The 25,769-nt window shown below is 68.0% G+C and carries 28 protein-coding genes; 18 read left to right on the top strand and 10 right to left on the bottom strand.

Annotation, left to right across the window (positions count from 1 at the left end):
* Positions 1 to 117: 117 nt before the first annotated feature.
* Positions 118 to 726, bottom strand: a complete 609-nt coding sequence (locus O7597_RS30745) for a histidine phosphatase family protein (RefSeq protein WP_269742186.1) — start codon at positions 724 to 726, stop codon at positions 118 to 120.
* Positions 727 to 916: 190 nt separating this feature from the next.
* Here O7597_RS30745 and O7597_RS30750 point away from each other — a divergent pair, with 190 nt between their 5' ends.
* On the top strand, positions 917 to 1,864 hold the full coding sequence (locus O7597_RS30750) for a hypothetical protein (protein ID WP_269742187.1): 948 nt from the start codon (positions 917 to 919) through the stop codon (positions 1,862 to 1,864).
* Between the two features lie 52 nt (positions 1,865 to 1,916).
* Here O7597_RS30750 and O7597_RS30755 read toward each other — a convergent pair whose 3' ends face one another.
* Entirely contained in the window at positions 1,917 to 2,204 is a 288-nt protein-coding gene (locus O7597_RS30755; protein WP_269742188.1) for a DUF2277 domain-containing protein, read from the bottom strand.
* Positions 2,205 to 2,350: 146 nt separating this feature from the next.
* Here O7597_RS30755 and O7597_RS30760 point away from each other — a divergent pair, with 146 nt between their 5' ends.
* Entirely contained in the window at positions 2,351 to 2,758 is a 408-nt protein-coding gene (locus tag O7597_RS30760) for a hypothetical protein (RefSeq protein WP_269742189.1), read from the top strand.
* Positions 2,759 to 2,838: 80 nt separating this feature from the next.
* Here O7597_RS30760 and O7597_RS30765 read toward each other — a convergent pair whose 3' ends face one another.
* Positions 2,839 to 3,885, bottom strand: a complete 1,047-nt coding sequence (locus O7597_RS30765) for an alpha/beta hydrolase (RefSeq protein ID WP_281581537.1) — start codon at positions 3,883 to 3,885, stop codon at positions 2,839 to 2,841.
* A gap of 9 nt (positions 3,886 to 3,894) precedes the next feature.
* Here O7597_RS30765 and O7597_RS30770 point away from each other — a divergent pair, with 9 nt between their 5' ends.
* Entirely contained in the window at positions 3,895 to 4,788 is an 894-nt protein-coding gene (locus O7597_RS30770; protein ID WP_281581538.1) for a WYL domain-containing protein, read from the top strand.
* A 244-nt stretch (positions 4,789 to 5,032) separates the two neighbouring features.
* Here O7597_RS30770 and O7597_RS30775 read toward each other — a convergent pair whose 3' ends face one another.
* Positions 5,033 to 5,692 carry a class I SAM-dependent methyltransferase gene (locus tag O7597_RS30775; RefSeq protein WP_281581539.1) on the bottom strand — a complete coding sequence of 220 codons (660 nt, stop codon included), beginning with the start codon at positions 5,690 to 5,692 and terminating at the stop codon, positions 5,033 to 5,035.
* 418 nt (positions 5,693 to 6,110) lie between these two features.
* Between O7597_RS30775 and O7597_RS30780 the strand changes: the two genes are divergently transcribed.
* A complete protein-coding gene (locus O7597_RS30780) occupies positions 6,111 to 7,013 on the top strand; it encodes a hypothetical protein (RefSeq protein WP_281581540.1) in 903 nt (300 codons plus the stop codon).
* A 120-nt stretch (positions 7,014 to 7,133) separates the two neighbouring features.
* Here the strand turns inward: O7597_RS30780 and O7597_RS30785 are convergent, their stop codons facing one another.
* Positions 7,134 to 7,517, bottom strand: a complete 384-nt coding sequence (locus tag O7597_RS30785) for a VOC family protein (RefSeq protein ID WP_281581541.1) — start codon at positions 7,515 to 7,517, stop codon at positions 7,134 to 7,136.
* 187 nt (positions 7,518 to 7,704) lie between these two features.
* On the opposite strand from O7597_RS30785, the gene O7597_RS30790 reads away from it, so the two are divergent.
* The 3 genes from O7597_RS30790 (at position 7,705) to O7597_RS30800 (ending at position 11,156) form a co-directional block, all read left to right on the top strand.
* A complete protein-coding gene (locus tag O7597_RS30790; RefSeq protein WP_281581542.1) occupies positions 7,705 to 8,595 on the top strand; it encodes an alpha/beta hydrolase in 891 nt (296 codons plus the stop codon).
* Positions 8,596 to 8,744: 149 nt separating this feature from the next.
* Entirely contained in the window at positions 8,745 to 10,478 is a 1,734-nt protein-coding gene (locus tag O7597_RS30795) for a hypothetical protein (protein WP_281581543.1), read from the top strand.
* Between the two features lie 15 nt (positions 10,479 to 10,493).
* Positions 10,494 to 11,156 (top strand): hypothetical protein, encoded by a 663-nt coding sequence (locus tag O7597_RS30800; RefSeq protein WP_269742197.1) that lies wholly within the window; start codon positions 10,494 to 10,496, stop codon positions 11,154 to 11,156.
* Positions 11,157 to 11,238: 82 nt separating this feature from the next.
* Here the strand turns inward: O7597_RS30800 and O7597_RS30805 are convergent, their stop codons facing one another.
* Positions 11,239 to 11,817: a TetR/AcrR family transcriptional regulator gene (locus tag O7597_RS30805; RefSeq protein ID WP_269742777.1), complete on the bottom strand. Its 579-nt coding sequence runs from the start codon at positions 11,815 to 11,817 to the stop codon at positions 11,239 to 11,241.
* A gap of 154 nt (positions 11,818 to 11,971) precedes the next feature.
* Here O7597_RS30805 and O7597_RS30810 point away from each other — a divergent pair, with 154 nt between their 5' ends.
* From O7597_RS30810 to O7597_RS30820, 3 genes are all read left to right on the top strand, one after another.
* Positions 11,972 to 12,991 carry an aldo/keto reductase gene (locus O7597_RS30810; RefSeq protein WP_281581544.1) on the top strand — a complete coding sequence of 340 codons (1,020 nt, stop codon included), beginning with the start codon at positions 11,972 to 11,974 and terminating at the stop codon, positions 12,989 to 12,991.
* A 290-nt stretch (positions 12,992 to 13,281) separates the two neighbouring features.
* Positions 13,282 to 14,325 (top strand): hypothetical protein, encoded by a 1,044-nt coding sequence (locus tag O7597_RS30815; RefSeq protein WP_281581545.1) that lies wholly within the window; start codon positions 13,282 to 13,284, stop codon positions 14,323 to 14,325.
* Positions 14,326 to 14,394: 69 nt separating this feature from the next.
* Positions 14,395 to 15,108, top strand: a complete 714-nt coding sequence (locus tag O7597_RS30820; protein ID WP_281581546.1) for a VOC family protein — start codon at positions 14,395 to 14,397, stop codon at positions 15,106 to 15,108.
* A 141-nt stretch (positions 15,109 to 15,249) separates the two neighbouring features.
* Here the strand turns inward: O7597_RS30820 and O7597_RS30825 are convergent, their stop codons facing one another.
* Positions 15,250 to 16,368, bottom strand: a complete 1,119-nt coding sequence (locus tag O7597_RS30825) for an IS630 family transposase (protein ID WP_281581547.1) — start codon at positions 16,366 to 16,368, stop codon at positions 15,250 to 15,252.
* Between the two features lie 245 nt (positions 16,369 to 16,613).
* A complete protein-coding gene (locus O7597_RS30830; protein ID WP_281581548.1) occupies positions 16,614 to 16,877 on the bottom strand; it encodes a hypothetical protein in 264 nt (87 codons plus the stop codon).
* Positions 16,878 to 17,059: 182 nt separating this feature from the next.
* On the opposite strand from O7597_RS30830, the gene O7597_RS30835 reads away from it, so the two are divergent.
* The 3 genes from O7597_RS30835 to O7597_RS30845 all read left to right on the top strand — a co-directional run bounded on the left by O7597_RS30835 (position 17,060) and on the right by O7597_RS30845 (position 20,255).
* A complete protein-coding gene (locus tag O7597_RS30835; protein WP_281581549.1) occupies positions 17,060 to 17,542 on the top strand; it encodes a sigma-70 family RNA polymerase sigma factor in 483 nt (160 codons plus the stop codon).
* Positions 17,543 to 17,553: 11 nt separating this feature from the next.
* Positions 17,554 to 18,534, top strand: a complete 981-nt coding sequence (locus O7597_RS30840; RefSeq protein ID WP_281581550.1) for a hypothetical protein — start codon at positions 17,554 to 17,556, stop codon at positions 18,532 to 18,534.
* Positions 18,535 to 19,175: 641 nt separating this feature from the next.
* On the top strand, positions 19,176 to 20,255 hold the full coding sequence (locus tag O7597_RS30845; protein ID WP_281581551.1) for a hypothetical protein: 1,080 nt from the start codon (positions 19,176 to 19,178) through the stop codon (positions 20,253 to 20,255).
* Positions 20,256 to 20,675: 420 nt separating this feature from the next.
* On the opposite strand, the gene O7597_RS30850 is transcribed toward O7597_RS30845, so the two are convergent.
* Positions 20,676 to 21,161, bottom strand: coding sequence for a hypothetical protein (locus O7597_RS30850; RefSeq protein ID WP_281581552.1), 486 nt, complete (start codon positions 21,159 to 21,161; stop codon positions 20,676 to 20,678).
* Positions 21,162 to 21,388: 227 nt separating this feature from the next.
* Between O7597_RS30850 and O7597_RS30855 the strand changes: the two genes are divergently transcribed.
* The 4 genes from O7597_RS30855 to O7597_RS30870 all read left to right on the top strand — a co-directional run bounded on the left by O7597_RS30855 (position 21,389) and on the right by O7597_RS30870 (position 24,043).
* Positions 21,389 to 21,967: a hypothetical protein gene (locus tag O7597_RS30855; protein ID WP_281581553.1), complete on the top strand. Its 579-nt coding sequence runs from the start codon at positions 21,389 to 21,391 to the stop codon at positions 21,965 to 21,967.
* 308 nt (positions 21,968 to 22,275) lie between these two features.
* On the top strand, positions 22,276 to 22,674 hold the full coding sequence (locus O7597_RS30860) for a PadR family transcriptional regulator (RefSeq protein WP_281581554.1): 399 nt from the start codon (positions 22,276 to 22,278) through the stop codon (positions 22,672 to 22,674).
* Positions 22,649 to 23,308 carry a hypothetical protein gene (locus tag O7597_RS30865; protein WP_281581555.1) on the top strand — a complete coding sequence of 220 codons (660 nt, stop codon included), beginning with the start codon at positions 22,649 to 22,651 and terminating at the stop codon, positions 23,306 to 23,308. Before O7597_RS30860 ends, O7597_RS30865 begins: the two co-directional genes overlap by 26 nt.
* A 381-nt stretch (positions 23,309 to 23,689) precedes the next feature.
* A complete protein-coding gene (locus O7597_RS30870) occupies positions 23,690 to 24,043 on the top strand; it encodes a DUF1801 domain-containing protein (protein ID WP_269742209.1) in 354 nt (117 codons plus the stop codon).
* A 158-nt stretch (positions 24,044 to 24,201) separates the two neighbouring features.
* Here the strand turns inward: O7597_RS30870 and O7597_RS30875 are convergent, their stop codons facing one another.
* A complete protein-coding gene (locus O7597_RS30875; RefSeq protein ID WP_281581556.1) occupies positions 24,202 to 24,711 on the bottom strand; it encodes an O-acetyl-ADP-ribose deacetylase in 510 nt (169 codons plus the stop codon).
* Between the two features lie 147 nt (positions 24,712 to 24,858).
* Here O7597_RS30875 and O7597_RS30880 point away from each other — a divergent pair, with 147 nt between their 5' ends.
* Positions 24,859 to 25,590 (top strand): DinB family protein, encoded by a 732-nt coding sequence (locus O7597_RS30880; protein WP_281581557.1) that lies wholly within the window; start codon positions 24,859 to 24,861, stop codon positions 25,588 to 25,590.
* Positions 25,591 to 25,769 lie beyond the last annotated feature (179 nt).

The raw sequence follows: 25,769 nt of genomic DNA on the forward strand, positions 1-25,769 counted from the left end.
CCCCGCAGGATCGACCCGTCGCGGCCACGGTTTCGGTGTCTGGCTGACACCGGCCGTACGCGTCCAGGCGGCGGCTCTGACGACAAGGCCCAGGCCGGAATGCGGTCGAATCCGCCCTCAGGCCAGGTGGTGGGTGTCGTTCAGTTGCACGATCCAGCGGTTGTGGAAGTAGTCGTCCTCGCGCAGGTGGGTGATGCCGCCAGCAGAGAAGCGGATGCCCACCAGACCCGCCGCGCCGAGGGGCATGCCGATCCAGGCCGCGAGCAGGAACGTGGCCGTTCCCCCGTGGGTCACCACAACCTGATGCTCCACCTTCGACCGTAGGATCCCCTCCAGCGCGGCGTAGGCCCGTACGGCCAGCTCCCACTTCGTCTCCGCGCCGGATATGCCCTCGTCATGACGCATCCGCTCACCGGTGGCGGGCGGCGGCACGAACCGTCCGTCCAGCCACGCCTGCGGGCGTCCTCCGGCTTCACCGTACGATTTCTCACGGAGGTCGGCGTCCAGCACCACGCTCGATCCGAGCCGTTCACCGATCGTCTCCGCTGTCCGCCGGGCACGGAGCAGGTCCGACGAGAACACCTCGACGCCGGCAGCAGAGGACAACCGGTCGGCGAGCACCTGCGCGATCAGGTCAGCGTGCGCGCGGCCCCGGGCAGTCAGGTCAGAGTCGAACCACCCACCGACCAGTCCATCGACGTGGTGCGTCGCCTCTGGGTGCGTCACGACGTACAGGTTCCTCACTCTGCCTCCTGCTCCGCATCAGGGGATTCCTGCCCGCCAGTGCGACGTCCGGCGCCATCCAGGCCCTCCAGCATCCCACCCCACTCCGGTAGCCGCCGCCCGGTCACCCGCGACCGCGCCGGCGGATGAACCGCCAACTGTGCCCTTGCACCGCTGTCGTCAGATGGGTGGTGTGGCTGACGACATCGAACATCGGCTGGCTTCGGCTGCCGAAGCGCTCCGTGAGTACGAGATGACCACCCGGCGTAGTGCGGAACTGCGCCGGCGCACGGAGGAGATGACCGCGCAGCTCGCCGCGTTGCGCGCACGGCACGCCCGCGAGCGGGAGGACGTCGAGCGGTTGGAGGGTCTGTCCCTGACCCGGGTGCTGGTCTCGTTGCGCGGTGCCCGTGGCGACACGCTGGCGCGTGAACGTGCGGAGGCCGAGGCCGCACGCTATCGGGTGGCCGAGGCCGAGGGCCGGCTTGAGGCGATACGGCGGGAGCACAGCGCGGCGGAGGCGCGGCTGCGTCAGCTCGCCGGGGCGCCGAGCACCTATGCCGCCGTACTCGACGACAAGGAGCGATACCTGGCCGGCTCCGGGGACCCGCGCCGTGCGCCACTGTTGGAGCTGGCTGCCGAGCGGGGCCGGCTCACCAGTGAGACGCACGAGGTGACCGAGGCCATGCAGGCCGCGCACACCGCTTCGCGCGCCCTGTCCCAGGTACGGGACAAGCTCGGTAATGCGTCCGGTTGGTCAGCCTATGACACGTTTCTCGGCGGCGGTGCGATCAGCAGCGCGATCAAACACACTCGGCTGGACGAGGCGGCCCAGGCCGCAGCCTATGCCGATCGTTGTCTCGCCGTGCTGCGCACCGAACTCGCCGATGTCCCAGGGGTGGCGCTCACCGCCCCGCAGCTGGCAGTCGACGGCCTGACCCGGTTCGTCGACGTCTGGTTCGACAACATCTTCACCGACCTCGCGGTACGAGATCGGATCAAGCAGGCCGAGCAGAACGTCGCCCGGTCCATGCGACTGGTGCGCGACGTGCAAGCCCGGCTGGAGCAACGGGCAACCCAGGTAGCCGCAAAACTCGCCACGATCGACACCGAACGCCGCAATCTTCTCACCCGACAGTAGGCGGCACGGCGCACCCGACGGTTTCCTGACCGGCAGCTACCTTCGGCGCCGATCAGCGCGAGGCGGTCGATTGAGACCCGTACCGTTCGGCCGCGCGCGCCTTCGCCTTGGCCGCCTCCACGTCCCGGTCGCGGGGAGGCGCCTTCGTGACGAGGCTGTCCAGTAGTGTCCGGGTGGCCGCCGTGACGGCGCGGACCGCCTCACCGAACGCCTCCTCGTTGGCCGCCGAGGGCCGAGTCGCGCCGCTGACCTTGCGCACGTACTGGAGGGCGGCGGCTTCGATCTCATCGTCGGTCACCGGCGGTTCGAAGTTGTGAAGCACGCGGATGTTTCTGCACATGTCCCTACCATGCCACGCAGCTCCACCTGGCTGGCCTCGTCGCTCGGCCCGCCGATGACCACTGTCGGCCGCGGTCTGGTGTCGGACCGGACACGACGTGGGGTACGCGAAGGAGGTTACCCATCGCGGTTCGTTAGCGTGTCGCCGTGGACGAGACAGCACGGCTGATCAGTAGGAGTTGCACGACTGGATGGGCCGATTGGATCCATGGTGAGCTGTGGTTGCTGCCACGTCATCTGGTCCGACGTCGGCTGACCCTCCGCGAGACACGCGCCAACAAGGACGGCCGTACGGTCCCCGTCCCGCTGCCCGAGGTGCCGGCGTCGTCCTTGGCTCTGCGGGACATCACGTCCGCGCACCGGACCAACAAGGTGATCCCGCTCGATGAGGTAGCTGAGGCCCGGCTGCACCGCGGGATCCTGACGGATCGGCTGGCGCTGAAGATGGATGACGGCAGCCGCCACAAGTTGCTGTGGCTGAAGGTTGATCCGGCACACGAGATCCTCGGCCCCGCACTGGGGCACCTTCTTGGCGCCCGCTTCACCCGGGATTGAGCCGAAGCGCGGGCCCCTGAACCGCCCCGGATCTTGTATTGACTCCACAGAACCCGGGGCGGTTCAGATCTCCTGCTGCGCTAGACGACACCCCGCTGGTCCAGCCACTTGAGGATAATCTGGTTAGTTTCTTCCGGCTTTTCCTGCTGGATCCAGTGACCGCAGTCCAGACTGACCACATCCACGTTCGGCACGAATTGTGGCAATCTTTCAGATCTCGCGACCGTGTCGCGGTCGCCGTAGATCATGAGGGCGGGCTGCCGGATGACGGGGTCCACGTCCGCCAGCAACCGCCAGTTGCGGTCCAGGTTGCGGTACCAGTTGATGCCGCCCGTGAACCCTGTTGATTCGAAGGCGGAGACGAAGACGGCCAGTTCGCTGTCGCTCATGATGGGCTCACCGGGCGGGGTTTCCATTCTGGCAAGGTTGATCAACGCGTTGCCCGGTCCCGGCTCCGCGGGGGGCACATCCTTGCGGTACAGGTTCCGCAGGAACTGGTACGTGTTCTCCTCGAACACGGCGTCCGCGACGCCCGGCTGCCGGTTGAAGTGGACGAAGTAGAAGTCGCTACCGAGCGCATCCTCCATGAGCTCGATCCAGGGTCGGTCGCCGCGCTCGAGGTACGGCAGGCTCAGGTTGATCACCTTGTTGACCCGGCCCGGATGCAACAGGGTCAGGCCCCAGACGACGGCCGCGCCCCAGTCGTGACCGACGAAGGTGGCATCGTCGTATCCGTAGTGATCGAGCAGTGCGACGAGGTCGCCCGACAGGTGTGCGATGTCGTAGTCGGTGACTTCGGTCGGGCGGGACGAGTTGCCGTAACCCCGCTGGTTCGGAACGATGACGTGGTGGCCCGCCGCCGCGAGGGCGGGCATCTGATGGCGCCAGGAGAAGGCGTGCTCCGGCCAGCCGTGACACAGCACGACGGGGTTCCCCGCGTTCTGCCGGCCGGCTTCGAACACCTCCAGCTCCACACCGTTGACCGAAACGCGGGTGGGCTCGGGAAAGTCGGTAGTCATGCCGGCATCCTGCACAGCGAAACCGGTCACCTCCTGACCGGTTTCCCTGAGAGAGTTGTCCGAGTGCGAGCCGACCGGTTGATGGCCATCCTCCTTCTGCTGCAACATCGCGAGCAGGTGACCGCAGCGGAGGTCGCCCGAGAGTTGGAGATCTCCGAACGCACCGCCCGTCGCGACCTCGACGCCCTGGGCATGGCCGGGGTGCCGGTGTACTCCGTTCAGGGCCGGGGCGGCGGCTGGCGCCTCGTGGGCGGCGCCCGCACCGACCTGTCCGGATTGACCGCGAGTGAGGCCCGTGCCCTGTTCCTGGTCGCCGGCCCGGCCTCGGCGGCGACGCCGGCCGTGAAAGCGGCGCTACGCAAGCTCGTCCACGCCCTACCGGAACCCTTCCGGGTACAGGCCGAGACGGCAGCGTCGTCGCTCGTGCTGGACCCGCGACGATGGGGAGCGAGCCGGATCGAGCCCCGACCACCCCGCTTCCTCGATGCGCTCCAGGACGCGGTGATCCGCGGCGTCCAGGTCCGGCTCGGCTACGTCGACCGCGAAGGCGCCGCAACCGAGCGAACCGTCCACCCGCTGGGCATCGTCGCCAAAGGCCAGTCGTGGTACCTCGTCGCCAACACCGAGGCCGGTCGGCGGAGCTTCCGGATCGACCGCGTGTCATCCGCCGACCCGACCGGCGACCCCGTGCACCGGCCGGAGGACTTCGACCTCGCCGAGAGTTGGCGCGTGATCGCCGACGACGTCGATCGCAAACGAACACCACTCGAAGCCCGGGCGGTGTGCGCGCCCCAGGCGATAGGCATACTCCGGATCGGATTCGGCGGTCGGCTCGAAGTCGGAGGCGCCACGACCGACGGCCGCATCGAGGTCGTGATCCGTGGCAACGACGAACACACACTCGCTGGCGAGCTTGCCGGGCTGGTCGAATGGATCGACGTCACCGGCCCGCCGGCTGTGCGCGACCACCTGGCCTCGATCGGCAACATGCTCGTCGAGCGATACGCCTGAGACCGGCAGCACCAGCGGCGTGACGACCCCCATCGTCCGGCACACGATCTGATTGCGGCGCTGTTCCACCCGGCCGACTATCGGCGCACGCGTGGCTCGGAGCTGGTGGACACCTACCTGTCCCTGGCCGCGCCGGACAGTGGTAGAGCTGCAACGCGCGCCCATCGCCGTGATCGAGTGCACGGTTCCCGGCTGATCCGTCCCTCAGCCGTTGGTCGAGCCCGACTCGCGGCGGATCCCCGCACTACGCGTTCGTGGAGCCGGTCTTGCGGACCAGCATGTACCCGTGCGGCGGCTCTGCCTCTTCGGGCGGGGTGCTGCCCTGGAAGACCAGGGCAAACCCGGCCGCGGAGAACCGGTCCGCCATCTCGCCGGCCGAGAGCCAGTACCGATCGAAGTCGACGCCGAGACTGCCGACGCGGCTACCGGGACCGTTGCGATGCCCGGTCCCGTCGCCGTGCTTGAACGCCGCCACCAGGTAGCCGCCCGGCCGCACGACCCGGGCCAACTCGGCGAACGCCCGTACCCGGGCGTCCGGCGCCAGGAAGATCAACGAGTACCAGCACACCACCCCGGCCAGCGACGCGTCCCCGAACGGCAGTTCCCGCAGATCCGCGACCGCGTACCCGAAACCCGGATGCTCCCGCCGCGCCACCTCCACCATCCCGGGCGACAGATCCACCCCGCACGGCGCCAGGCCCCGGCCCGCGAGGTACGGAAGGAGTCGCCCGGTACCGCAGCCCACGTCCGCGACCGCGACACCCACCGTCAAGGTCAGCTCGGCGAACAGGTCGAGCATCGTCCGCTCGACCGGCATGCGCTCCAGCACCCCGACCAGGTTCTCCGCATACCACTCCGACAACACATTGTGCGCGTCCCGCAGTTCCTCCGTACCGGCGTCCATCCCCCGCTGCCCCTCCCGTCCTCAGCCGTCGTGGCGGCGAACCTACCTCAGAACGCAGAGCCGAACAGAAGGGAGCGCCGGAGGCCCCTGTTGACGCCGGCGGGTCAGGTCGTTGATGTCCAGGCGACGCGAACCGTTCCTGTCGCTGCCGGCTGACCGCACCGGCGTCGCGGTCGGCGACCCGGGTGCGGACGAGCCGGCATGTCGCGTCACGTCGCAAACCGTTAGGCTCACGGTGACCTACCTGGCGCTCAGGGGAGTCCGCGTTGAGGCGCGCTCACTGAGGGGTCTGCCATGGCATCTGCGCCGGGTCCGGTCACCGGGCAACCGATCTGGGACATGCTCGGTACCAGAATGCCGAGCGGGGTCCTCGGGCTGAGCGACCCCCGACGTCCATCTGATCGATGGCCGCTGGGTCATGTTCATCGGCGGGTTCTCCACCAGTTTCCGTAACCGGCTCTACCAGGCACGCCTGCCCGCCGACACCGGACCAGAGCAGGCCGGCTGGGTGCTCGACCCGCGTCCGATCATCGCCGACCCGCCCAAAGGGGCGTGGGACGCGGGCGGCATGCACACCCCGAGCTACGTGCCACCCCACCATGCACACGGTGCGCGCATCTACTACGCGGGCCGCGGCGGCGCACGACACTACGGCCGGGGCAGCGAGTACGCGATCGGCGTCCTCACCCAGGATCCCCGAGGGCGATGGGCGCGACACGCGGCGCCGGTTCTGCGCGGATGGCCAGGCCGACCCAGCGTGCTCGAACCGCTCGTCATCGCCGTCGACAGCGGCTACCGAATGTGGTTTCTCGCCACACCGCACGAAGTCGCCCCCGGTGAGCAGCCCGACTACGAGCTGCGCGTGACTGACAGCACCGACGGTATCCGGTGGGATCCTTCCCGCCGCTTCACCGCAACCGAGGAAGGCTACTTCGACAACGCGGTCTACCCGACCCCGGACGGGTGGGAGATGACACTCGCCCGCGGTACCAACCTGCACGGCACCACGCCCTACCCCGACCAGGGACTGTGGGTGATGCGAGCCGCGACCCCGTCGCCGGACCGCGCGGCCTGGTCGACGCCACAACGCGTGCTCGACACCGCCGCACCCGCCATCCCATCGTGGATGGCGCGCGGAGTCTGTGGCCCCTCGGTCATCCCGCTCTCCGGCAGGCGACGACTCGTCTTCGTCACCGGCACCTACGACGTCGAATCCTGGTGGCAGGCCGCCCGACTGCGGATGACTCACGCACGACGTGTCGCTGTGCCATCACCCTTCTTTCTCGCCACCGGCACCATGAACGTGACCTACGTGAAGTGACCGCTCCAGTGCGTTCGCACCGGCAGGTTCAGACGCCGGCGAGACGAGCTGCCAAGGCGGCGCGTAGCGGGCGCTTCGGGGCAGCGCTCCGGATGCCGATACATGGTGCTGACCATGGCATCAGGCGACGCAGAACTCGTTGCCCTCGGGGTCATGCATGACGACGTGCCCGACGTCGTCGCCGTACCACTGCTCACGGACCACCGTCGCGCCGGCGGCGACCAACTCGGGCACTTTCTGCCGGATCAGTCGGGTGCGCTCGGCCATGTCCCAGGGGCCTGGACCGGCCACCCGGATATCGATGTGCATGCGGTTCTTGGCGGACTTGCCCTCGGGCACCTTGAGGAAGCCGATGGCGGGGCCCCGGCCATCCGGATCGACGATGGAGGCGTTGTCGGGCTCGTCGAAACCGGATTCCTTGACGTAGCCGAGGGCCAGCGCCCAGAAGGCGGCGATCCGCTGGGGATCGTCGGCGTCACATCCCAAGGTCCAGAAAGTCGCCACGGCGCCAACGTACGCGAGCTACGACACGCTGTCATCGGGCACGACCGAGCGTCGGCCCCACCCCGACGCCTGTGCCGCAACAGCACGCCCGATCGGCGGAACCTGTTGGACGAGTGCGTCTCGGCGATCTCCAGTGCGGCTGTCTGACATCGCAGAGCGGCCCGGCACGAACCGCCATACTGTCGCCATGGGCCTGGACGTGCGCAGCGACGACAACTGCCACCTGTGGGCCGAGCAGTCCGGCACCGGGCCGCCGCTGGTGCTCTGTCACGGCGGTCCGGGCCTGTGGGACTACCTCACCCCGGTCGCCCGGCTGCTCGACGAGCATGCCCGCACCATCCGCTGGGACCAGCGCGGCTGCGGACGCTCGCAGCGGCGCGGACCGTACAGTGTCGCCCGCTTCGTCGCCGACCTCGACGCGGTACGCGACCAACTCGCCGGACCGGTCATGGCCCTGCTGGGCCACTCGTGGGGTGCGCACCTGGCGTTGCGGTACGCCATCGAGCACCCCGAACGGGTCAGCCACCTGATCTACGCGCCCGGAACCGGCATCGACCCCGAACGCGGCTGGCACCCGCACTACCAGCGGAACCTGCGACAGCGGCTCGGACACCATCTGGACCGCTGGGAGACGCTCGGCGCCCGCGTCCGCACGCCCGCAGAACAACGCGAGCGGGCGGTACTGCAATGGTCGGCCGACTTCGCCGACCCCGGCACCGCCCTGCGGCACGCCGAACGTATGGCCACCCCGTGGCTGGGCATCAACCAGGACTGCAACCAGGCCCTCAACGCCGAGGTCAAGCAAGAACACAGGAACGCCGACTTGGTCGTGCAGTGCCGGGCGCTCGACCTGCCCGTGCTGATCATCGACGGCGCCGAGGACATCCGCCCCCGCTGGGCCGTCGACTCACTGCACGAAGCGCTGCCGAACAGTCGACGGGTCAGCCTCGCCGGCTGCGGCCACCTGCCGTGGGTCGAGAACCCGCACGACTTCCGACAGGCGATCACCACCTTCCTGACGCAACACAGTCACCAGACTCCCAGCCACGTTCACCGCGAACCCGCAAGTCCGCAGTAACGCTCGGATCGCGGCTACAGATCCCGCACTGACCTCGTCGACCTCACGCGACACCCACGCATTGGTATGACAGATCAGCGGCACCACCCGGTATTTACCGCAGCTTCTACATTGACTGGTGCTTGCTCTCGCTGATGAATCGAGGTGTCATGAACTCCCCGACGCCCCCATCGCCTCCGCCTTTTTCGCCAGTGCCAGCGCCGTTTCGGCCGCGACGGATCGGGCTGCTGATCGGTGGTTCGGCCCTGGCCATCCTGCTGATCTGCGCGATCAGCGCGATCATCGTCGGGCCCCGCATCACCGGTGATCTCAGTGAAGAGGAGGCACGAGTCACCGAGGCACAGGCCGCGGCGAACACCGCCGACCAGGAGTTGAGGCGGGCTGCCGAGCGGCTGCTCACCACGCCGGCGATCCGGTACGAGGGGTCGTTCACCGGACCGGACGGCGACCGCATTCGCATGGACGTCCGGGTGACCAACGAGGGCACGGTGCGAGGCGAGCTGACCACCGGCGGCCAGACCGCCGAGATCCTGGACCTGAGCGATCGCACCTTCATCCAGGTCGGCGCCGCGTTCTGGCGGAAGGCCGGGATCACCGACGGACGCGAGAAGGACTTCGCCAAGCAGTGGGTGCGCGTACCCGGCGACCTATTCGGATTCGACTTCGGTGACGTCCTGGCACCTGCTCTGTTCGCCACCGGCATGGTGCCGAGCATCGACGAGAACGGCTACCCACAGCAGGAGGAGTCACCCGAACTCGGCGCGATCAGCTCGGTGGACGGCGTCGAGGCGCAAGCGGTGGTCCTCGGCGGTGTCACGTACCTGATCAGCACGGCCGAACCCAAGCAGCTGCTGGGAGTGAGCACCGTTCCGGTGACCGAGTCGGGGGGCGGCTTCCAGCCGATCGCATACCGGGTCAGTGACGTCGAGTTGCGGGCCAAGCTAAAGGTCCTCACCGACGACGAGCGACAGTTGCTGTTCGACGAGGTGAAGCGTCAAATGAGCGTACTGTCGCAGGCCCTCGACAGTATCGTCCAGGTGTCGCTTACCGGTAAGGCAAGCCTCAGCCCCTGCACCACCAGCGGCTGCACCGCGAATCTGAAGCTCCGCAGCAGGGTGACGTCGGCGTCCAAATACGTGACGATCGGTAAGCAGGTCACCGTCGAGGTGGACATCACCATGACGTTGGACGGCAAGCTGGTGAAATTCTGCCCAGTGGTTCTGACCATGAAGCCGAAGGACACCAAAACGGCCCGATGCCGCGCGTCGTACTATATTCCGCCCGCTCGGAATCCCAAGACCCACCAGATTTACGCCGCGTACACGGCGGTCGCCCGGGCGGTGACCACGACGGACGCCAAGAAGATGGCTGCGGACTTCGCCGACGAGATCGAACGCAATGGCGCGCTGGGCGTCAAGCCGCCGAACAAGTCGCACGAGTATCTGCCGCCCGGCGTGAGCCCGCCCGCCCTGAACACCCGGCAGCAGCAGGCAAGGACCCGTGTCGAACAGCTCGCGAAGCAGGCCTGCGCTGACGTGCAGCGGTGGCCCGGCGAGTCCGCGCAGCACTGGGGCGACCGGGTGCACAGACGGCTCGCGGAACTCGTCGACGCGGAACCGGCGTCGGCCAACCTGTTCGCGGAGGTCGGCTACCTCAACGAGACTCTCGCCAGACGGTGGAAGAATCCGGTCACCGGACGGGAGGGCTGGGAGAAGGGCGCCAAGGCACCGGATGTAGTGCTCGGCGTGAGCGAACTGGAACCGGAGCTCTTCCTCGATCTGAAGACCGGCGCCAAAGGGCTCGAGCTCAAGTGGTACGAAGACCTCAAGAGGCAGCTCCCGGAAAGGTACCAGAGCATTCCTGCGATCACGGTTCGATGCTGAGGAGGGGACGATCACGTGGATGTCGGCAAATGGGAAAAGGCCGTCGACGGGTACCTGCTACCCGCCCTGGGTGACGGCTGGCGGGCTGCGGACGGCCGGCTGGTGCGAGGGCTGGTCGGCTGGACCGCCCAGACGGTGCAGCCGCTACCACCACTGCGCCAACGGCCCACCTTCCAGGTGGAGGTGATCGTCTGGTTGCTCGCGGTGCCAATGACCGACGGCTACACGTGCTCACGGCGCCTGGATGGCGTGTTCCCTGAGCCAGACGCCCTGGCTGGCTACGAACCGGTGATGGCCGACATCCGGGACGCCGTACTGCGGGAGGGTGTTCCGTTCCTGGACCGTTACGGGGATGTGGAGGGCTTCCTCGCTCACCAGCTGGAGCGGGAGGCCCGGGAGGCGGAGCGTGGCCTGAGCGCCCCGGAAATGCGGGCGTCCGAGCAACTCGTCTACCTGCATGTGATCCGCGGGGACTGGGACGCGGCGCTGGTCGCGGCAGCGCAGGCCGAGGAGGCCGGGGAGCTGAACCGTTCCAAGCCGCACCCGCTGCCCTGGAAAGAGGAGAGCCTTGCACGCGTTCGTGCGGTGATCGCCCTTGGCCCGGCCGGCGGCCGCGAGGCCCTCGCCCGGAACGCGGCCGCGACGGCGGCCGCGTTGTCCCTGCCGTACGACATGTAGCTCCCTGGAGCTCGGGCACGCACTGGTGATGAGCAGGCCGGGAACCGGCCGCCGTGGTGAATCACGGGCTCGATCCGGTCACCTATCGGACGCGAAGTCCAGCGACGAGGAGGTCGACCAGGCGGCGTGCGTCGTATCGGGGGTCGTTGCCCGCGCCGATGCAGAGATTGCCGACGCCGCGTAGCAGGCCGTAGGCGTCCATGTCGGGTCGGATCTCGTCGGCGGCGACGGCGGCGTCGAGGAGTTTGTCGCAGACCGGGACGAGCCGGTCGAGGAAGTAGGCGTGCAGGGTCTGGAAGGCGGCGTCGTCGGACTGGAGCGCGGCGGCGAGACCGTGCTTGGTGACCAGGAAGTCGACGAACAGGTCGATCCACTGCGCCAGTGCGGCGTGCGGTGTGTCGCTGTCGGCCAGTAGGGCCGGCCCCGCCTCGGCGCACGCCTCGATCTGGTGCCGGTAGACGGCGACGATGAGGTCGGCTCGGCTGGGGAAGTGGCGGTAGATCGTGCCCACGCCGACGCCCGCCCGCGTGGCGATGTCCCGCACGGGGACGTCGACGCCGGAGGTGACGAACGCCGCGGCGGCGGCGTCGAGCAGGGCCCTCTCGTTGCGCCGGGCGTCGGCCCGCTTGCGCGGGACCGGTTGCTCCGAGCCGCTGTCGATATCGGCCACGTCGAGTTACCTCCGTCACCTCGCTTGGCATCCGGAACGCTGTTCCGTATCGTGCTTACCGGAACACCGCTCCGCTTGTTCAGCATAATGAACCGGGCGGGCTGCCACAAACCAACACCGCCGGACGTCTGTGAGGAGAACAGTCATGCGGTACCGCCCCTTGGGTCGCACTGGTGTGCAGGTCAGCACCCTCGTACTCGGCGCAATGAACTTCGGCAAGATCGGCAACACCACCCAGGACGACGCCACCGCCATCGTCGACGCGGCACTCGATGCGGGGATCAACCTCATCGACACCGCCGACGCCTACAGCGGCGGCCAGTCCGAGGAGATGGTCGGGAAGGCCATCACCGGCCGCCGCGACGACGTCGTCCTGGCCACCAAGGCGACCCTGCCGATGGGCGACGGCCCCAACCAGCGGGGCGGCTCCCGCCGCTGGCTGGTCACCGCACTGGAGAACAGCCTGCGCCGCCTCGGCGTCGACCACGTCGATCTCTACCAGATGCACCGGTGGGATCCGACGACCAGCGACGACGAGACGCTGTCGGCGCTGACGGACCTGCAGCGCGCGGGCAAGATCCGCTACTTCGGCTCCTCGACCTTCCCCGCCTACCGCATCGTGCAGGCACAGTGGGCCGCCCGCGAGGGACGTCTGAGCCGGTACGTGACCGAGCAGCCGAACTACTCGATCCTGCAGCGTGGCATCGAGACCCACGTGCTGCCGGCGACGCAGGAGTACGGCATGGGCGTGCTGGCCTGGAGCCCGCTGGCATCGGGCTGGTTGTCCGGCGCGATCCGCGCCGGACAGGAAATCAGCACGAACCGCTCCGGCTTCATGCAGCAGCGCTTCGACGTCAGCATCCCCGCCAACCGCGCCAAGCTCGACGCCGTCGAGCAACTCGCCACAGTCGCCGACGAGGCCGGCCTCAGCATGATCCAGCTCGCGCTCGGCTTCGTCACCGCGCACCCGGGCGTGACGAGCGCGATCATCGGCCCCCGCACGATGGACCACCTCAGCTCGCAGCTCGCCGCCGCGGACACGGTGCTCTCGGCCGACGTGCTGGACGCGATCGACGCGATCGTGGCTCCCGGCGTCGACCTCGCCGCTCAGGAGAAGAACGACACCCCGCCCGCTCTGCTCGAGCCGGCGCTGCGCCGCCGCTGACCACTCCGGATGCCTGCCCTTCGCCGACACCGCCGACGCCGTGGGCAGTCTCGCCGAGGCGTCGATCACATAGCGGCCCTGGCCGGTCGGTCTGAATTGATCCCCGAGTCTCGATGGCTGCTGGCCGCTCCTGGTCGGCCGGGTCGTAGGGGGCTTCCGGGAGGCGCAACGGGACACCGAAGGGGCCGCTCCCCCGGCCGAGGGAGCGCATTCCCCGTTGTCGGGGAGGAGAGTCCGTACGTCACCGTAGAACCTTGGTTGATGACTGACGGTACTGCCAGGCCCGGGCGATGAGGGCGACATCGGCAACTGTCACCCGGATCCGGTCGTGGGCACTGGCGTGCGCTCTGTTCGTCGTCGGTGAGGTGGCTCTGCGGGTGTACTGGATCGCGGGTGGTCGGTGGGGGTATACCGCCTGCGACCGCACCGACCTGGTCGACCCGGCGGGCGGGTGCGGCGCGGCCCGGGTCGAGTCGCTGCCCTTCTGGGCGGGGTCGGGAGCGGTGGGAGTCGGTGCCGCCCTCGCGATGCTGATCGTGTGTGCGGTCCGCATCCCTGGCCGCTACCCGGCCGCGGGCAGCTGGGCGGCGGCCGCGCTGCTCCTGGTCGTCGCGTTCCCGTTGCACCTGGTCTTCGAAATCCCCGCGGCGTTGGTGGGACGCCCCTCGGACTGGCGTGACCTGGCCGCCCGGCTCGCCCTGGTGACCGGCGGTCTCCTGTTCGCCGGGCTCGCGACCGCCTGCGCTCCCCCGCGTACGGCGCGGGTGGTCCGGTACCGGCCGGTGCCGCGATGGACTCGACGCTGGGCGTACGCGGCGGTCGCGCTACCGGTGGTCGGGTGGGCCGTGCCGCACGGACTGTGGGTGCTCGGCGTGCCGTTCGGCATCCCGCAGCGGCAATTGGACGACATCCACCAGCACCTCTCCAACTGGACGGGTGTGGCGATCACCCTCGTCCCACCGCTCGCCGGCCTGCTCGTCCTCGGGTTGGTCCAGCGGTGGGGACAGGAGTTCCCCGCCTGCCTACCGGGGCTGCGGGGCAGACCAGTTCCCCGGCTCCTGGCGGTGATCCCCGCCGGGATGGTGGCGCTCGCGCTGGTCACCTACGGCGTCCTGAGCGTCGCAGCGCTCGCGCGGCACGTGCTCAACGGCGACACGCCTTGGTCGGACGTGTGGGCAGGGTGGGCGGTGACCGGCACCCTGCTGGTGTTTCTCGGCTGGGGAGTGGCTCTGGGCGCCACCACCGCCGGCTACGCCCTCGCCACCGGCCTGATAGGGAGTCCGTCACAGATCCTCGTCCCCCCGACCGATCGGCATGGTCATGCGTACCACTGAACCCGGCCGCCGGGCAGGACCGTGGCCTGATCACCAGTTCGTGTCGGTGGGCTGGGGCAGGATGTGGCCATGACCGTGACAGCTCGCCTGGACCTGGCCATCTTCGACGCTGCGGACGTTGGCAAGGTCGGCTCGTTCTATGCCGAGTTGGCCGGCTGGGACATCGTCCGTCAGGACCCTGACCGGTTCGGCGTTCGGACTCCGGACGGCCAGGAGATCGAATTTCAACACGCTCCTGACCATGTCGGGCCGCGGTGGCCCGGGCAGGAGCACCCGCAGCAGTTCCACCTGGACCTGCAGACCGACGATCCCCAGGCGCAGGCCGAACGGGCCGTCGCCCTCGGTGCGGTCCGGTTGGCCGACGGTCCTACCTGGATCACGCTGGCCGACCCGGCTGGTCATCCGTTCGATCTCTGCCAGGCGGACGGCGTCGGGTCGGTGATGAGGCTGTTCGCGGTGACGATCGACGCCCCCGACGCGTCAGCGCTGGCCCGCTTCTACGCCAGCCTCACCGGTATGGAGGTCACCTACGACGGCCCCGAGGGCGCGCTCGTCGCCGGTGGCGGTAAGAGCCTGATGTTCCAGCAGATCAGCGCCTACAACCCGCCCCGCTGGCCGGATCCGGCGTACCCGCAGCAAGCCCATCTCGACCTCATCGTCGACGACCTCGACGCAGGCGAGACCCGGGCACTGGAGCTGGGCGCCCGCCGGCTGAGAGCCGGCGGTGAACGCTTCAGAGTCTTCACAGACCCGGCCGGCCACCCGTTCTGCCTCATCCGCTAGCGCGCCAGGGCCACTGCCGTCCGGACGGAGGTGTCCGCCGGGCAAGTTGGCGGGTAGCGCCGGTGCGTCAACTCAGGGATGATCATCGTCATGTCCGAGCAAGGTCTAGTGCTCTGACCACGAATGTTCACGGTGTTGGGGTCAGGCCGCTCTGGTGGCGGGTTGGCCCCAGCGTCGTTGGCGTTCGCTGCGGATGCGGGCTCGTTCGCGGCGTTGGGCGGCCAGGACGTCAGGGTGGCGGGCGTTGGCGTTGCGCCAGCGCAGGTAGGTCTGCAGCTTTCGAGTCAGCGCCGGGTGGTTCGGGTGGTTCGAGCCGGCGATGACGAAGGTGCGTAGCGGCCCGAACTGGGCCTCGATCGGGTTGGCCCAGGAGGCGTAGGTCGGGGTGAAGCAGAGTTCGACCTTGTTCCGGGCCGCCCACCTGCGGATCTTCGAGCCCTTGTGCGCGGACAGGTTGTCCAGGATCACGTAGATCGGTGCCCCGTCCGGGCGGGCGGCCCGGATCGACTTCAAGGCGGTGAGGGTGTTCGCGGCGCTCTTACGTCGGCGGACGACGCCCCATAGTTGGTCGTCACCCACGCAGTAGCAGCCGTGGAACTGCCGGACACCGTGCAGCTTGTGGTAGTTCGCGGGCAGCCGATGTGCGTGCCCGGCCGGAGCCCACCCTGTGCCGGCCTGCGGCCGGATCACCAGGGGACCGAACTCGTCGAACGCGAACACCCGCTGCGGGAAGTGGCTGCTCACGTACTCGATCCGGGCGAGTTTGGCATCGCGGTGCGGGTCGGTGGACTCCTTCCACGTCTTGGTCCGTTGGAAGGTGATCCGGTGTCGGTGCAGGATCTGCCGTAGCCGTTCCCGGCCCACCCGAACCCGTCGAGTCGAGTGAACGCGCAGGTGGTCAGCGAGCTTGCGGACGCTCCAGCGGATGAACGGCCGCCCCAGTTTCTCGGGGCGGGTGTTGGCCCTCTCGACGATGAACTGCTCCTCGTCGCTACTGATCTGGCGGGGACGGCCACCCGCCCACTGAGGGTCCAGGCTGGCCATCCCCATCTCATTGAACCGGTGGATGACCTGCCGGATCGTGTCCTCATCGGCCTGCACGAGACGGGCGATCGCCGGCACCGTGTTCCCGCCGGCAGACGCGAGCACGACCATCGCCCGTCGTAGTCGGATCGGTGAGCCGGTTCCCCGGCGGGTGATTCTGAGCAGCTGCTGACCTTCCTGATCACTCAGCCGCCGCACACGTACAAGATCTGCCACCGCCACAGCCTGACCGGCACAACGCCGCCCGACCGACAGGCCGGACGGCGTGTCATCCAACACCGTGAACGTTCGTGGTCACGGCACTAGCCGGAACCTGGCGTCGCATCATCCGAGGGGACGGCAAGTCCTGGGTCGCATTCGCCCACGGGACGTGCGTCGTACTGCCAAACCCCGGACCCAGCGTTGACCTCGCCGCCCAGGCCGTCGACATCCTGCGCGAGTACGGCCCCGTCTACGCCGGCTCACCTGCCGGAGACTTCAGTACCATCACCCTCGCTCCTGGTCCCGGATGGGTGGTCTCCAGCCACCACAGTGACGTATTCACCTACGTAGGGCCGGACGAGGTCTCGGACGACAGCGATCTGGCCGTTGGTCTGTACGGACGCACAAAGCGAGACCAGGACGGCCATGAGCTTGACGTCGTACACGTCGAGGACAAACGGCCGCGGTGAATCGGGGACGAGCTCGCGCCCCAGGGCTCGCCTCAGCATGTGCGGCTCGACCATGGTTGACCTCCCTCGATCTTCGCCACTTCGGCTGTGACAGCTGCTCGATCGAGATCAGCCGTTACCACTCCGTCGATGGGTTCGCGTAGGGTTCAACACATTTGTCACCGCCATCCTCATGATCCACGGAAGATTTTTTCCTTGAGGGTAAATGGATCGGGGCGCTTGTGCGTGAACCCCGTGTGGAACGAGAACGGAAGGACTTCGCGGACTTCTATCAGGGCTTCCGGGACAATTGCCTGCGTGCCGTACTAGCTGGTACGGGCGATCGCGCGCTGGCTGAGGATCTGGTCGCTGAGGCGTTCGCGCGAGCCTGGGCCTCCTGGCCAAAGCTGAGCCACCATCCGGCACCGGCGGCATGGGTGGTGCGCACCGCCCTCAACATCCGGGTGTCCTGGTGGCGGCGACGCCGGCGGGAGGTGGCCCTCGACGGGCACGAGCGGCCGTCCCTCATCGAGGACGACCTCGACATGAACGACGCCCTGCTGGCGGCCGTTCGCCGGCTGCCGCAGCGGCAGCGTGAGGTGGTCGTGTTACGTATCTGGCTCGACCTGGACACCAGGTCCGTGGCTGCGGTGTTGGGCATCTCCGCCCCAACCGTAGCCGTCCATCTGTCCCGTGCCACCGCAACCCTGCGGGCGCAGCTTGCGCCCGCAGCCCGTTAGGAGATTCGATCATGAACGACGATGAGGTGTGGGACGCGGTGAAGCAGACCCTTTCCGACGTACAGATGGATCGTCCGGTCGAGGCGATCGAGCAGCGCGGCCGAGCCCGGCGGCGCAAGCGCCGCGTGCTCGGCCTGGCCGCGGGCGGTGGCGTCGCGGCCGTGGCCGCGCTCGCCCTGGCCCTGCCATTCGGCACGGCCCCGGCTCCGACCGGCCCGGACAGTCAGGCCGGGGCCGCTTCCCCGGCATCGGCCGGCAACACCAGGCTCGTGTCCCTGGCAGCCAACCTCACCGCGGACAACGCCGCACTGCCGGGTGACGCGTCGCTGATCGTCGAGAAGGTCGACGTCCGTCGGGGCACCGTCCCATCTCGTACCCGCTACCACCTGTACACCGACAGCGGCGAGTACTACTACACGGAGGCCAGGAACGAACTCCCACGGGTGATCGCTCGTGGCGAGAACCTCGGCAACGGCTTCCACACCCGTGGGGTGGCGGCGGCGCGGTACGCGGCAGCCGGCGACCTCGCCAAAGCCCGGGAACAAATGATCAACTCTGTGTACGACGAGGGAAAGCCCCCTACCGACGCCGAACAGGACCGAACGGAGATCCTTCGGCAGAAGGGGGTCACAAACCCGCCGCCGCTCACCGATGAGGACCGGAAGAAGATCGCCGCCAACCACCTCTGGGTCAACAGCGTCGACGTGCTCTCCGCAGGGGGAGGCGACCCGAAGGTACGGGCGGGCGTGCTCCGCCTGATCTCCACCATCCCCGATGTCACCGTCGTGGACTCGACGACCGGCGGGCAGCCCACCCTGACCATCACCGCGAGGGTGTGGACGGACGACACCCAACAGGTGCTGACCATCAACGCCCAGAACGGGGTACCGATCAGTTCCAAGGTGACCTTCCCGGAGACGGGAACCACCTTCACGGGAACCTTCAAGGTCTCCCGCGTGACGGTGGCCGACATCAGCGCCAGCGAGTCCTGACCCTCGGCCCTGCACCGTGCGCGCCGTCCGCTCACCTGGACGGCGCGCACGGACCGCGCCTGTGACAACCGTCGCTTGAATAGCTGGAGACGCAGTTCCTCAAGCTCATTTCAGTCCCCTTCGCGGTGCGGTGTGGTGCCGGGCCGGCCGCTTGGAGCAGCTCCAGGTCGGGCCGAGTCGGCACGCGGACGTGCATTTTGCGTTGGACCGGCCGGCTGGTGGTTTCAGCTGACTTGATCTCCATTCACCGAGACGACCCGGCGCGCGGAGCCGTAGCCGCCGTTGCCGAAGCATCCGGAATGGAGCGTTTCCCCTTCCTATATCTGTGGGCCATTCGAGCGCTTCTTCAATCGGCTGATTGCACTGCATGGGGGCAAGTCAAGGTCTGTCGCCGACCACGGACAAACTGCGATCGACCTTCGAACACCGACTTGCTGCCGAGGGGCCACGACATCGACAGTTGATCGGCGACTTCGGATCAACAACTGATCGACGGACGTCTGTCTGCTTTTCGACAACGGCGGTCCAACGGCGTTTCACCTAGTCCAGTATGGCCGCATGACCAGCCGCAGCGAACCGAAACTCGATATCGACCGGGGTAATACCCGGCATCTCACACGGCCCGAGAAGAGGGATGTTCGATGAGAGCAGGAACAATCGGTGGTCGGCGCCTGAGGTACCCCATCCTGGCCCTGGCCTTGACCCTGCCGCTGCTGACCGTCGGCCAGCCGGCGCAGGGGGCTCCGCACGCCGACGGTGACAGCATCCGTCAGGTGGGCACGGCGGTCAGCGCCGAGGCGTGGGCGGCCGGCAGGCAGCGGCACGGCGCGCAGGTGACTGCCGACGCGGCGATCGAGGCGTACTGGACGCCCGAGCGGATGCGCAATGCCAGGCCCGTCGAGGAGTCTCCCTCGTACAAGGCCGCGGCACGGCGTTTCGCCCAGAGTGGGGGGACCTCGTCTGCCGCGCCGACCAACCGGTCCAGGCCGGTGGATGTGCCTCCGATGGCGGGACTGATGGGTACCCCGGGCATGTCCACGCAGGCCATCAACCCGAACCTCGGCTCCAACCACCCGACCGCCCGGTCGAACGGCAAGGTCTTCTTCAACATGGACGGCGGATCGTGGGTCTGCTCCGGCGCGGTCATCAACTCGGTCGGCTTCAACACCGTGTGGACGGCTGGCCACTGCATCCACGGCGGCCCCGGCAGCAGTCTCGCCACCAACTGGTCCTTCGTTCCGGCGTACGACGATGACCTGGCCAACCCTCGGCCGCACGGCACCTGGACGGCCCGCGAGCTGTGGACCTGGAGCAGTTGGATCGACAACTCCAACTGGGAGGCCGACATGGCCGTGGCCATCATGAACACCCGGAACGGCGTCCGCATCGTGAACCAGTTCGGCGGCCACGGCTTCCGTACGCACCAGGGCTTCACGGTCGGCATCAACAACTTCGGCTACCCGAGCGGCGCGCCGTTCGACGGCGGCAACCTGCTGAGGTGCAGCGGCAACTCGACCCAGTCCGGGGCGCGGATCCGCATCAACTGCGACCTGACCGCAGGCGCCAGCGGCGGCCCGTGGTTGATCAACTGGGATGGGAACTGGGGCTACCTCAACGGCGTCAACAGCACGCTCAACTCGTACACGGCACCGACCTTGTGGTGGTCACCCTATTTCGACGACACCGCGTCGGAGTTGTACAACTTCACCGCCGCTCGCTGATCGTTGTCCGGTGACAGACACTTGGTCCCGGTAGTGCGCCCTTGACCTGAGCGGGCCTTCTCCAATGGCAAATGATCGAGCGGCTGGTCGCCATTGGAGCCGGCCCGCGGGTCCTGCGGCCGAGTTCGTCTCGGCGATGTGTCCGGGCGGGAGAGCTGGTCGCGTGCTGGTACGCCGACGTCACGTTCATCGACAAGGGCGTCACAACTTCGAGGCAGTCGGCTGCGCGCGGCTTCGCGGAATTCCGATTGGTGACAGGAGCGCATGGACGATGCCTATGCCATTCGCTTTGCAACTCTGGACGCCGTGACACCGTGCTGCAGCAGCGCCACCGTCTCGCTCGACGACCTGGAGTACTACCGGCCAGCCGCCTTTGCGCGATTCGAACTTCAGGTTCGTCATCCAGGCCGTAGCTGGTTGTCAACCGACGAGGCAGCGCAAGTGTCGACCGTGCTCGGCAGAGCTGATCTGCCGGAGCAACCGCACGACGTGTTCCTCGGTCACCCATCCCTCGACCTGCGCCACCACCTCACCCCGGACCGTGCCGTCCTGCGACAACGACCGCGCCGTCAGCAACTGTTCCGATTGCGGGTCGTACGAGTCGAGCCCGTACGCACCGGCCAGAAACGGCAGTGCGCTGGTGCCGTCCCAACCGTAGGGCAGTGTCACCCCGACGAATCGATCGGCGAGGTCAGTGCGACCCCATGGCTGCCGCCAACCCAGATCGTGGTGCCACGGAGCAATCATGTCGGCAAGGTCCGGCCAGCGGCGTAGCAACTCGGCGCGGAACGCCAGAACGCGCTCATCCGCTACCAGAGCGTCGGCCTCCTCGTCCGCGAGCCGATCAGCCAACCGGCGGGGATCCGCTGCTGCCCCGGACGGCCAGAAGTACAGGTCGAAGCTCACCCACAGCAGCGTAACGCCCTTCAGATCGACCCATCCTCCTCGACGAAGCCGAACGCCCGCACAGAGACGGTCGACTACCGGCGACGACGGGTACGCAGCCTGTCGACGCGCTGAAGCGGTAGATCCGCATGGGTTCGACGAGCGGGTGCGCGAGGGCCGCGTAGTGGCCTCAGTGGGTGACCGTGATGGGGTCGAGACTGTCAGTCGTCGCTCTTATGATCACGGCCATGCCGACTGCGTTCACCACCTTGTGGACCCATGACGTCTGCCGGGAGCTACGCCGCCACCGAGTCGGTGAGCGGCCCTCGGTGGCGTTCAGCGGAGTACACCAGTCTCTTCCCAGTTGGACCAGCGTCGGTGTCGGCGACGACGTCTTCGCGCTGCATGTCAATCGATGCGTGGTCTACCTGGTGAGCCGCCTGCGCGTCGTCGACAAGCAGCGGCGCGACTGTTGCGGCGCCGCCGCCACCACATGGCGTGACCCGTCCTATCCGGGTCACCACGCCTGGGCGATGCTCGGCGCCAATGGATGTGGGGCAAGCCCGGTACACGTCGAAGCCACACCGATCCGCTTCGACGTCGCCGTCCCCGGCGACCTGCTCAGCACGCTCACCTGGCGCAACCGACGCGGAGACCAGCGCACCCTCAAGTACGTCGTCAACGGCCGTCTCGAACGCTCCGTCAGCCTCCAGGGTGTCTACCGTCTGACCGACGAATCCGCCGCCCAATTGGGTGCCCTGCTCGATGGGTCGCCGCCTCCGAGCGAGCGGGCGGAGGCCGATCACGCGCCTCACGGCAACCACTGAGCCAGCGTCGATACAACCGCAGCTCGGCACGTTCGACAACCAGCAACTGGGCCGACGCCACCTTTGGTGACGATCGCTACGCCAGATTCGTGCGCTCGATCTTCGTGGGGTGCGCGGTCAGACCTCGGTCGCTCTTCGGGCCGGACCGGTCACGGAACCCGGGCCGAGGGGCTCCACGAGCGAGCGTGGTTGGCGAGGTGCCGCGACATGGAGCACCTGGGTGGCGCGGGTGGCTGATCTGAGCCGCTGTGACCCTCTTCCGGGACACCTATTGGGCGACGCATAGTACCGGCCGTACTATGTGCCACATGGTAGTGAAAAGCGAGGCCGGCGAATCGGCCGACCGGCAGGCCCAGCTCCTGCGCGGCTGCTTGGACATGTGCCTGCTCGCGCTACTTGCCGCCGAGCCTGCGCACGGCTACCAACTCGTCCGCCGACTCGACACCGCCGGATTCGGAACGGTCAGCTACGGCACCGTCTACCCGTTGATCACCCGACTGCACCGCTTGGGACTCGTGGCCAACGCGATGCAGCCCAGCCCCAACGGCCCACCCCGCAAGGTCTACCGGCTCACCGAAACCGGCCATCACCGACTGAACGTCTGGCGCGAGCAGTGGACCCAGTTCGCCAGCGTCGTGAACGAAACCCTCACCGTCCGTCCACCGAATCCGGGAGATGACCATGAGCACGTCGACGCCAGCCGTTGACCACCTCCTCGCCGCCGCCGACCGAGAATGGCGCGCCCTCGGCATCCACCGTCATGACCGGGCCACCCTCGCTGCCGACCTGCGAATCGAACTCGACGCCGCAACTGCCGACGGGATCGATCCTGCGACACTTCTCGGCACTGACCCCACCGAGTTCGCCCTGAGGATCGCCGAGGAAGCCGGCGTACAGCGGATCCCACCGCGCTACGGCCACGTGCTTGGCGTGGCGAGCGCAGGCGCAGTGCTCTCCCTCATCGCGGGATACATCCTGGTCATCGGCCTGCACCAGACATTCGTGGCAGCATTCGACCTGCCGCGAGACGTACGCGTACCGGTGTGGCTCGCCGCTGGTGTCTTCTACGGCGCCGTCGCGGCGGTCGTCGTCGCCGGCGCCGTCCTCGCCGTGCGCATCACCCTGCGCGACATACCCCGCATCCGACACACCGCTACGCGAATGACACTGCTGCTGCCACCCACGATCGCCGCCGCCATCGCTGCCGCAGCCGCATTCGGCTGGGCGCTCGACTTCCCGCTCACCCCACTGGCAATCGGGACCGAAGCGACGATCGTCCTCGCCGCCTTCCTCGCCGCAACGGCGCTGGCCCGCCGCTGGTCCGTGACCGCGGCAGGCTAAGCCAGCCGATGTGACGCATCATCAGCGCCGTCGGCCGTTGGGCGGAGGACCACGAGACATGCGTCATGCCCGCGCCCATCACGAAGCCGAAAACGATGCTGCCGATAAGGGCATCCGCGTCTCGGCCGCGCAACCAGCGGCCGACACCAAAGTCACCTCCAGCGACGAGCGCTCGGCGGCTCCATCCGGACGACCACGCCGCGGCGGATCCGTTAGCCTGACTGCGGTGGTCCACCACCGACTGCGCTTCCACGTGACAGACCACGTGAATCATCGCGGAGAGACCTGAGCAGCTCAGGACATGTCCGGGTGGGGTGCGGCGCACTGTCGCGCCGACTTCAAACCGCCGGTGCCCGACATCGGTAGACGAAAGGACATGACATGTCGTCGAAGGACGAGAAGAACCTGACGCAGGTCGCCAACAAGATCTCGAAGATGGACGAGCCGACCCGTTCGACGATGCAGCGGGTGCACGACATCATCATGGCCGCGGCCCCAACCCTGAAGCCGCGCATCTGGTACGGCATGCCCGCCTACGCGAGGTCGGCGAGCACACCCGCGCTCGTCACGCTGCGCATGGACGAACGATTGAACCTCGCGATCACCGAGAAGGCAGCCTTCCGCGCGGCAGGCGGCGCGGACGGGGGGCTGATGCCGGCCGCGTGGTACTTCGAAACGGTGGATGCCGTCACTGAGAGGCGCATCACCGAGATCGTCCGCTCCGTGGTCGACTGATCGTCTGCTCCCCCGTCCCGGGATGAGGGTGGACCGCACCTCGTCACGGGGCGGGCCGAGGCAACGGCATGTGCGCTTACCTTGGCACGATCGGACGCAAGGCATCCACGATCGTCGTCACGCTGGGTAGCGCCCGATCCGCGGCAGATCCGGATGGGTCAGCCGGTGGCTGTCACTGCGGCTTGTAGGTGCTTGCGGGTGTCCTCGTCGAATGCGACGAGTCTTGCACGTTGGACGTTTGTCGAGGTGGACCTGATCGTTGCTACGGCGATCCGGGCGGCCTGGTCGGCGGGGAAGCCGTACACGCCGGTGGCGATTGCCGGGAAGGCGACGCTGCGGGCGCCGAGTTCGTCGGCGACCTGCAGGCTCCTGCGGTAGCAGGAGGCCAGAACGTCGGCCTCACCGTGACCGCCGCCTTCCCAGATCGGCCCGACAGCATGGATGATGTGCCGCACCGGCGGGTCGAGGTCGAACGCCGGGGTAGCCATCGCGTCTCCCGGCTCGCAGGGGCCGATCGCACCGCCAGCCTGCGCCAGGCGAGGCCCAGCAGCGCGGTGAACCGCGCCGTCCACACCGCCGCCACCGAGCAGCGACTCGTTCGCGGCCGTGACGATAGCGTCCACGTGCTCCCGCGTGATGTCACCCATCACAATCTCGATCACGACCACAGCAGGATCCTGGCACACCGGACGACGGCACGCCGGCCCACCGTCGCCAACCGGGCAGCCACTTCATCCGGCCAGATCGAAAGCTCCCGCCACACGATCGGCGCCAGATCCGGGCGTTGCGTGTGCGGTGCGACCTAGCCTGTGTGTATGCGACGCTTCCACGATGAGGACCTCACCGGCGCTGAATTCCGCGAGTGCGACCTGAGTAGAGCGCGGATGGTCGGCGTGGTCATGCAGGACGCCGAGATCGACGGCCTGGTCACCAATCTTGTGGTCAACGGGGTCGAAGTGATGTCGTACGTCGAGGCGGAACTCGACCGTCGTCACCCGGTACGGCTGCTGATCCGCTCCGATCAGCCGGACGACCTGCGAGATGCCTGGCAGCAACTGGGCGCCGATTGGGCGAGGACTACCGAGCGGGTTCGGTCGATGCCCGAGGACAGCGAACATCGCGGCGTCGACGGCGAGTGGTCGATGGTCGACACCCTGCGCCACCTTGTCTTCGTGCACGACTCTTGGTTCCGACGCTGCGTGCTCGGGCTCACCGAGCCGTTCACGGCCATGGGACTGGGTCCACCGTTGGTCATGGACCAAGAGGACGGGCTCGACCCGTCCGCCCGACCGAGCCTCGACGAGGTGCTCGCCGTACGAGTCCGGCAGGCTTCGGAGATCGAGACATGGCTGGCCGAGGTCACGCCTGCTCAGCTCGCGAAGACCGCGCCGGTCCCGGACGACGACAGATGGCCCCCGTACGCCAAGGGGCGGACAGTGCGGCAATGCCTCGGCACCGTGCTCAACGAGGAATGGGAACACCACCGGTTCTGCAAGCGTGACCTGGACAAACTGTCGCACCAGGGTCTTCACCGGGTTGATGATTGAACCCTGAGCTTGCCGCTTACCTCCCGGGAGATGCGGTGTCGCTGCGGCCAAGACCGCTACGCCCCCAAGGGTGACCACAGCGGGTATCGGAGGGAGAGCCCGGTGGGGTAGAGACGAGGCCTAGCGCCAATGCCGCTCAGTTAGGGAGACGGGGCGTCTGTCAAGAGCGTGTCGATAGA

The organism is Verrucosispora sp. WMMC514 (assembly GCF_027497295.1).
GTDB lineage: Bacteria > Actinomycetota > Actinomycetes > Mycobacteriales > Micromonosporaceae > Micromonospora > Micromonospora palythoicola.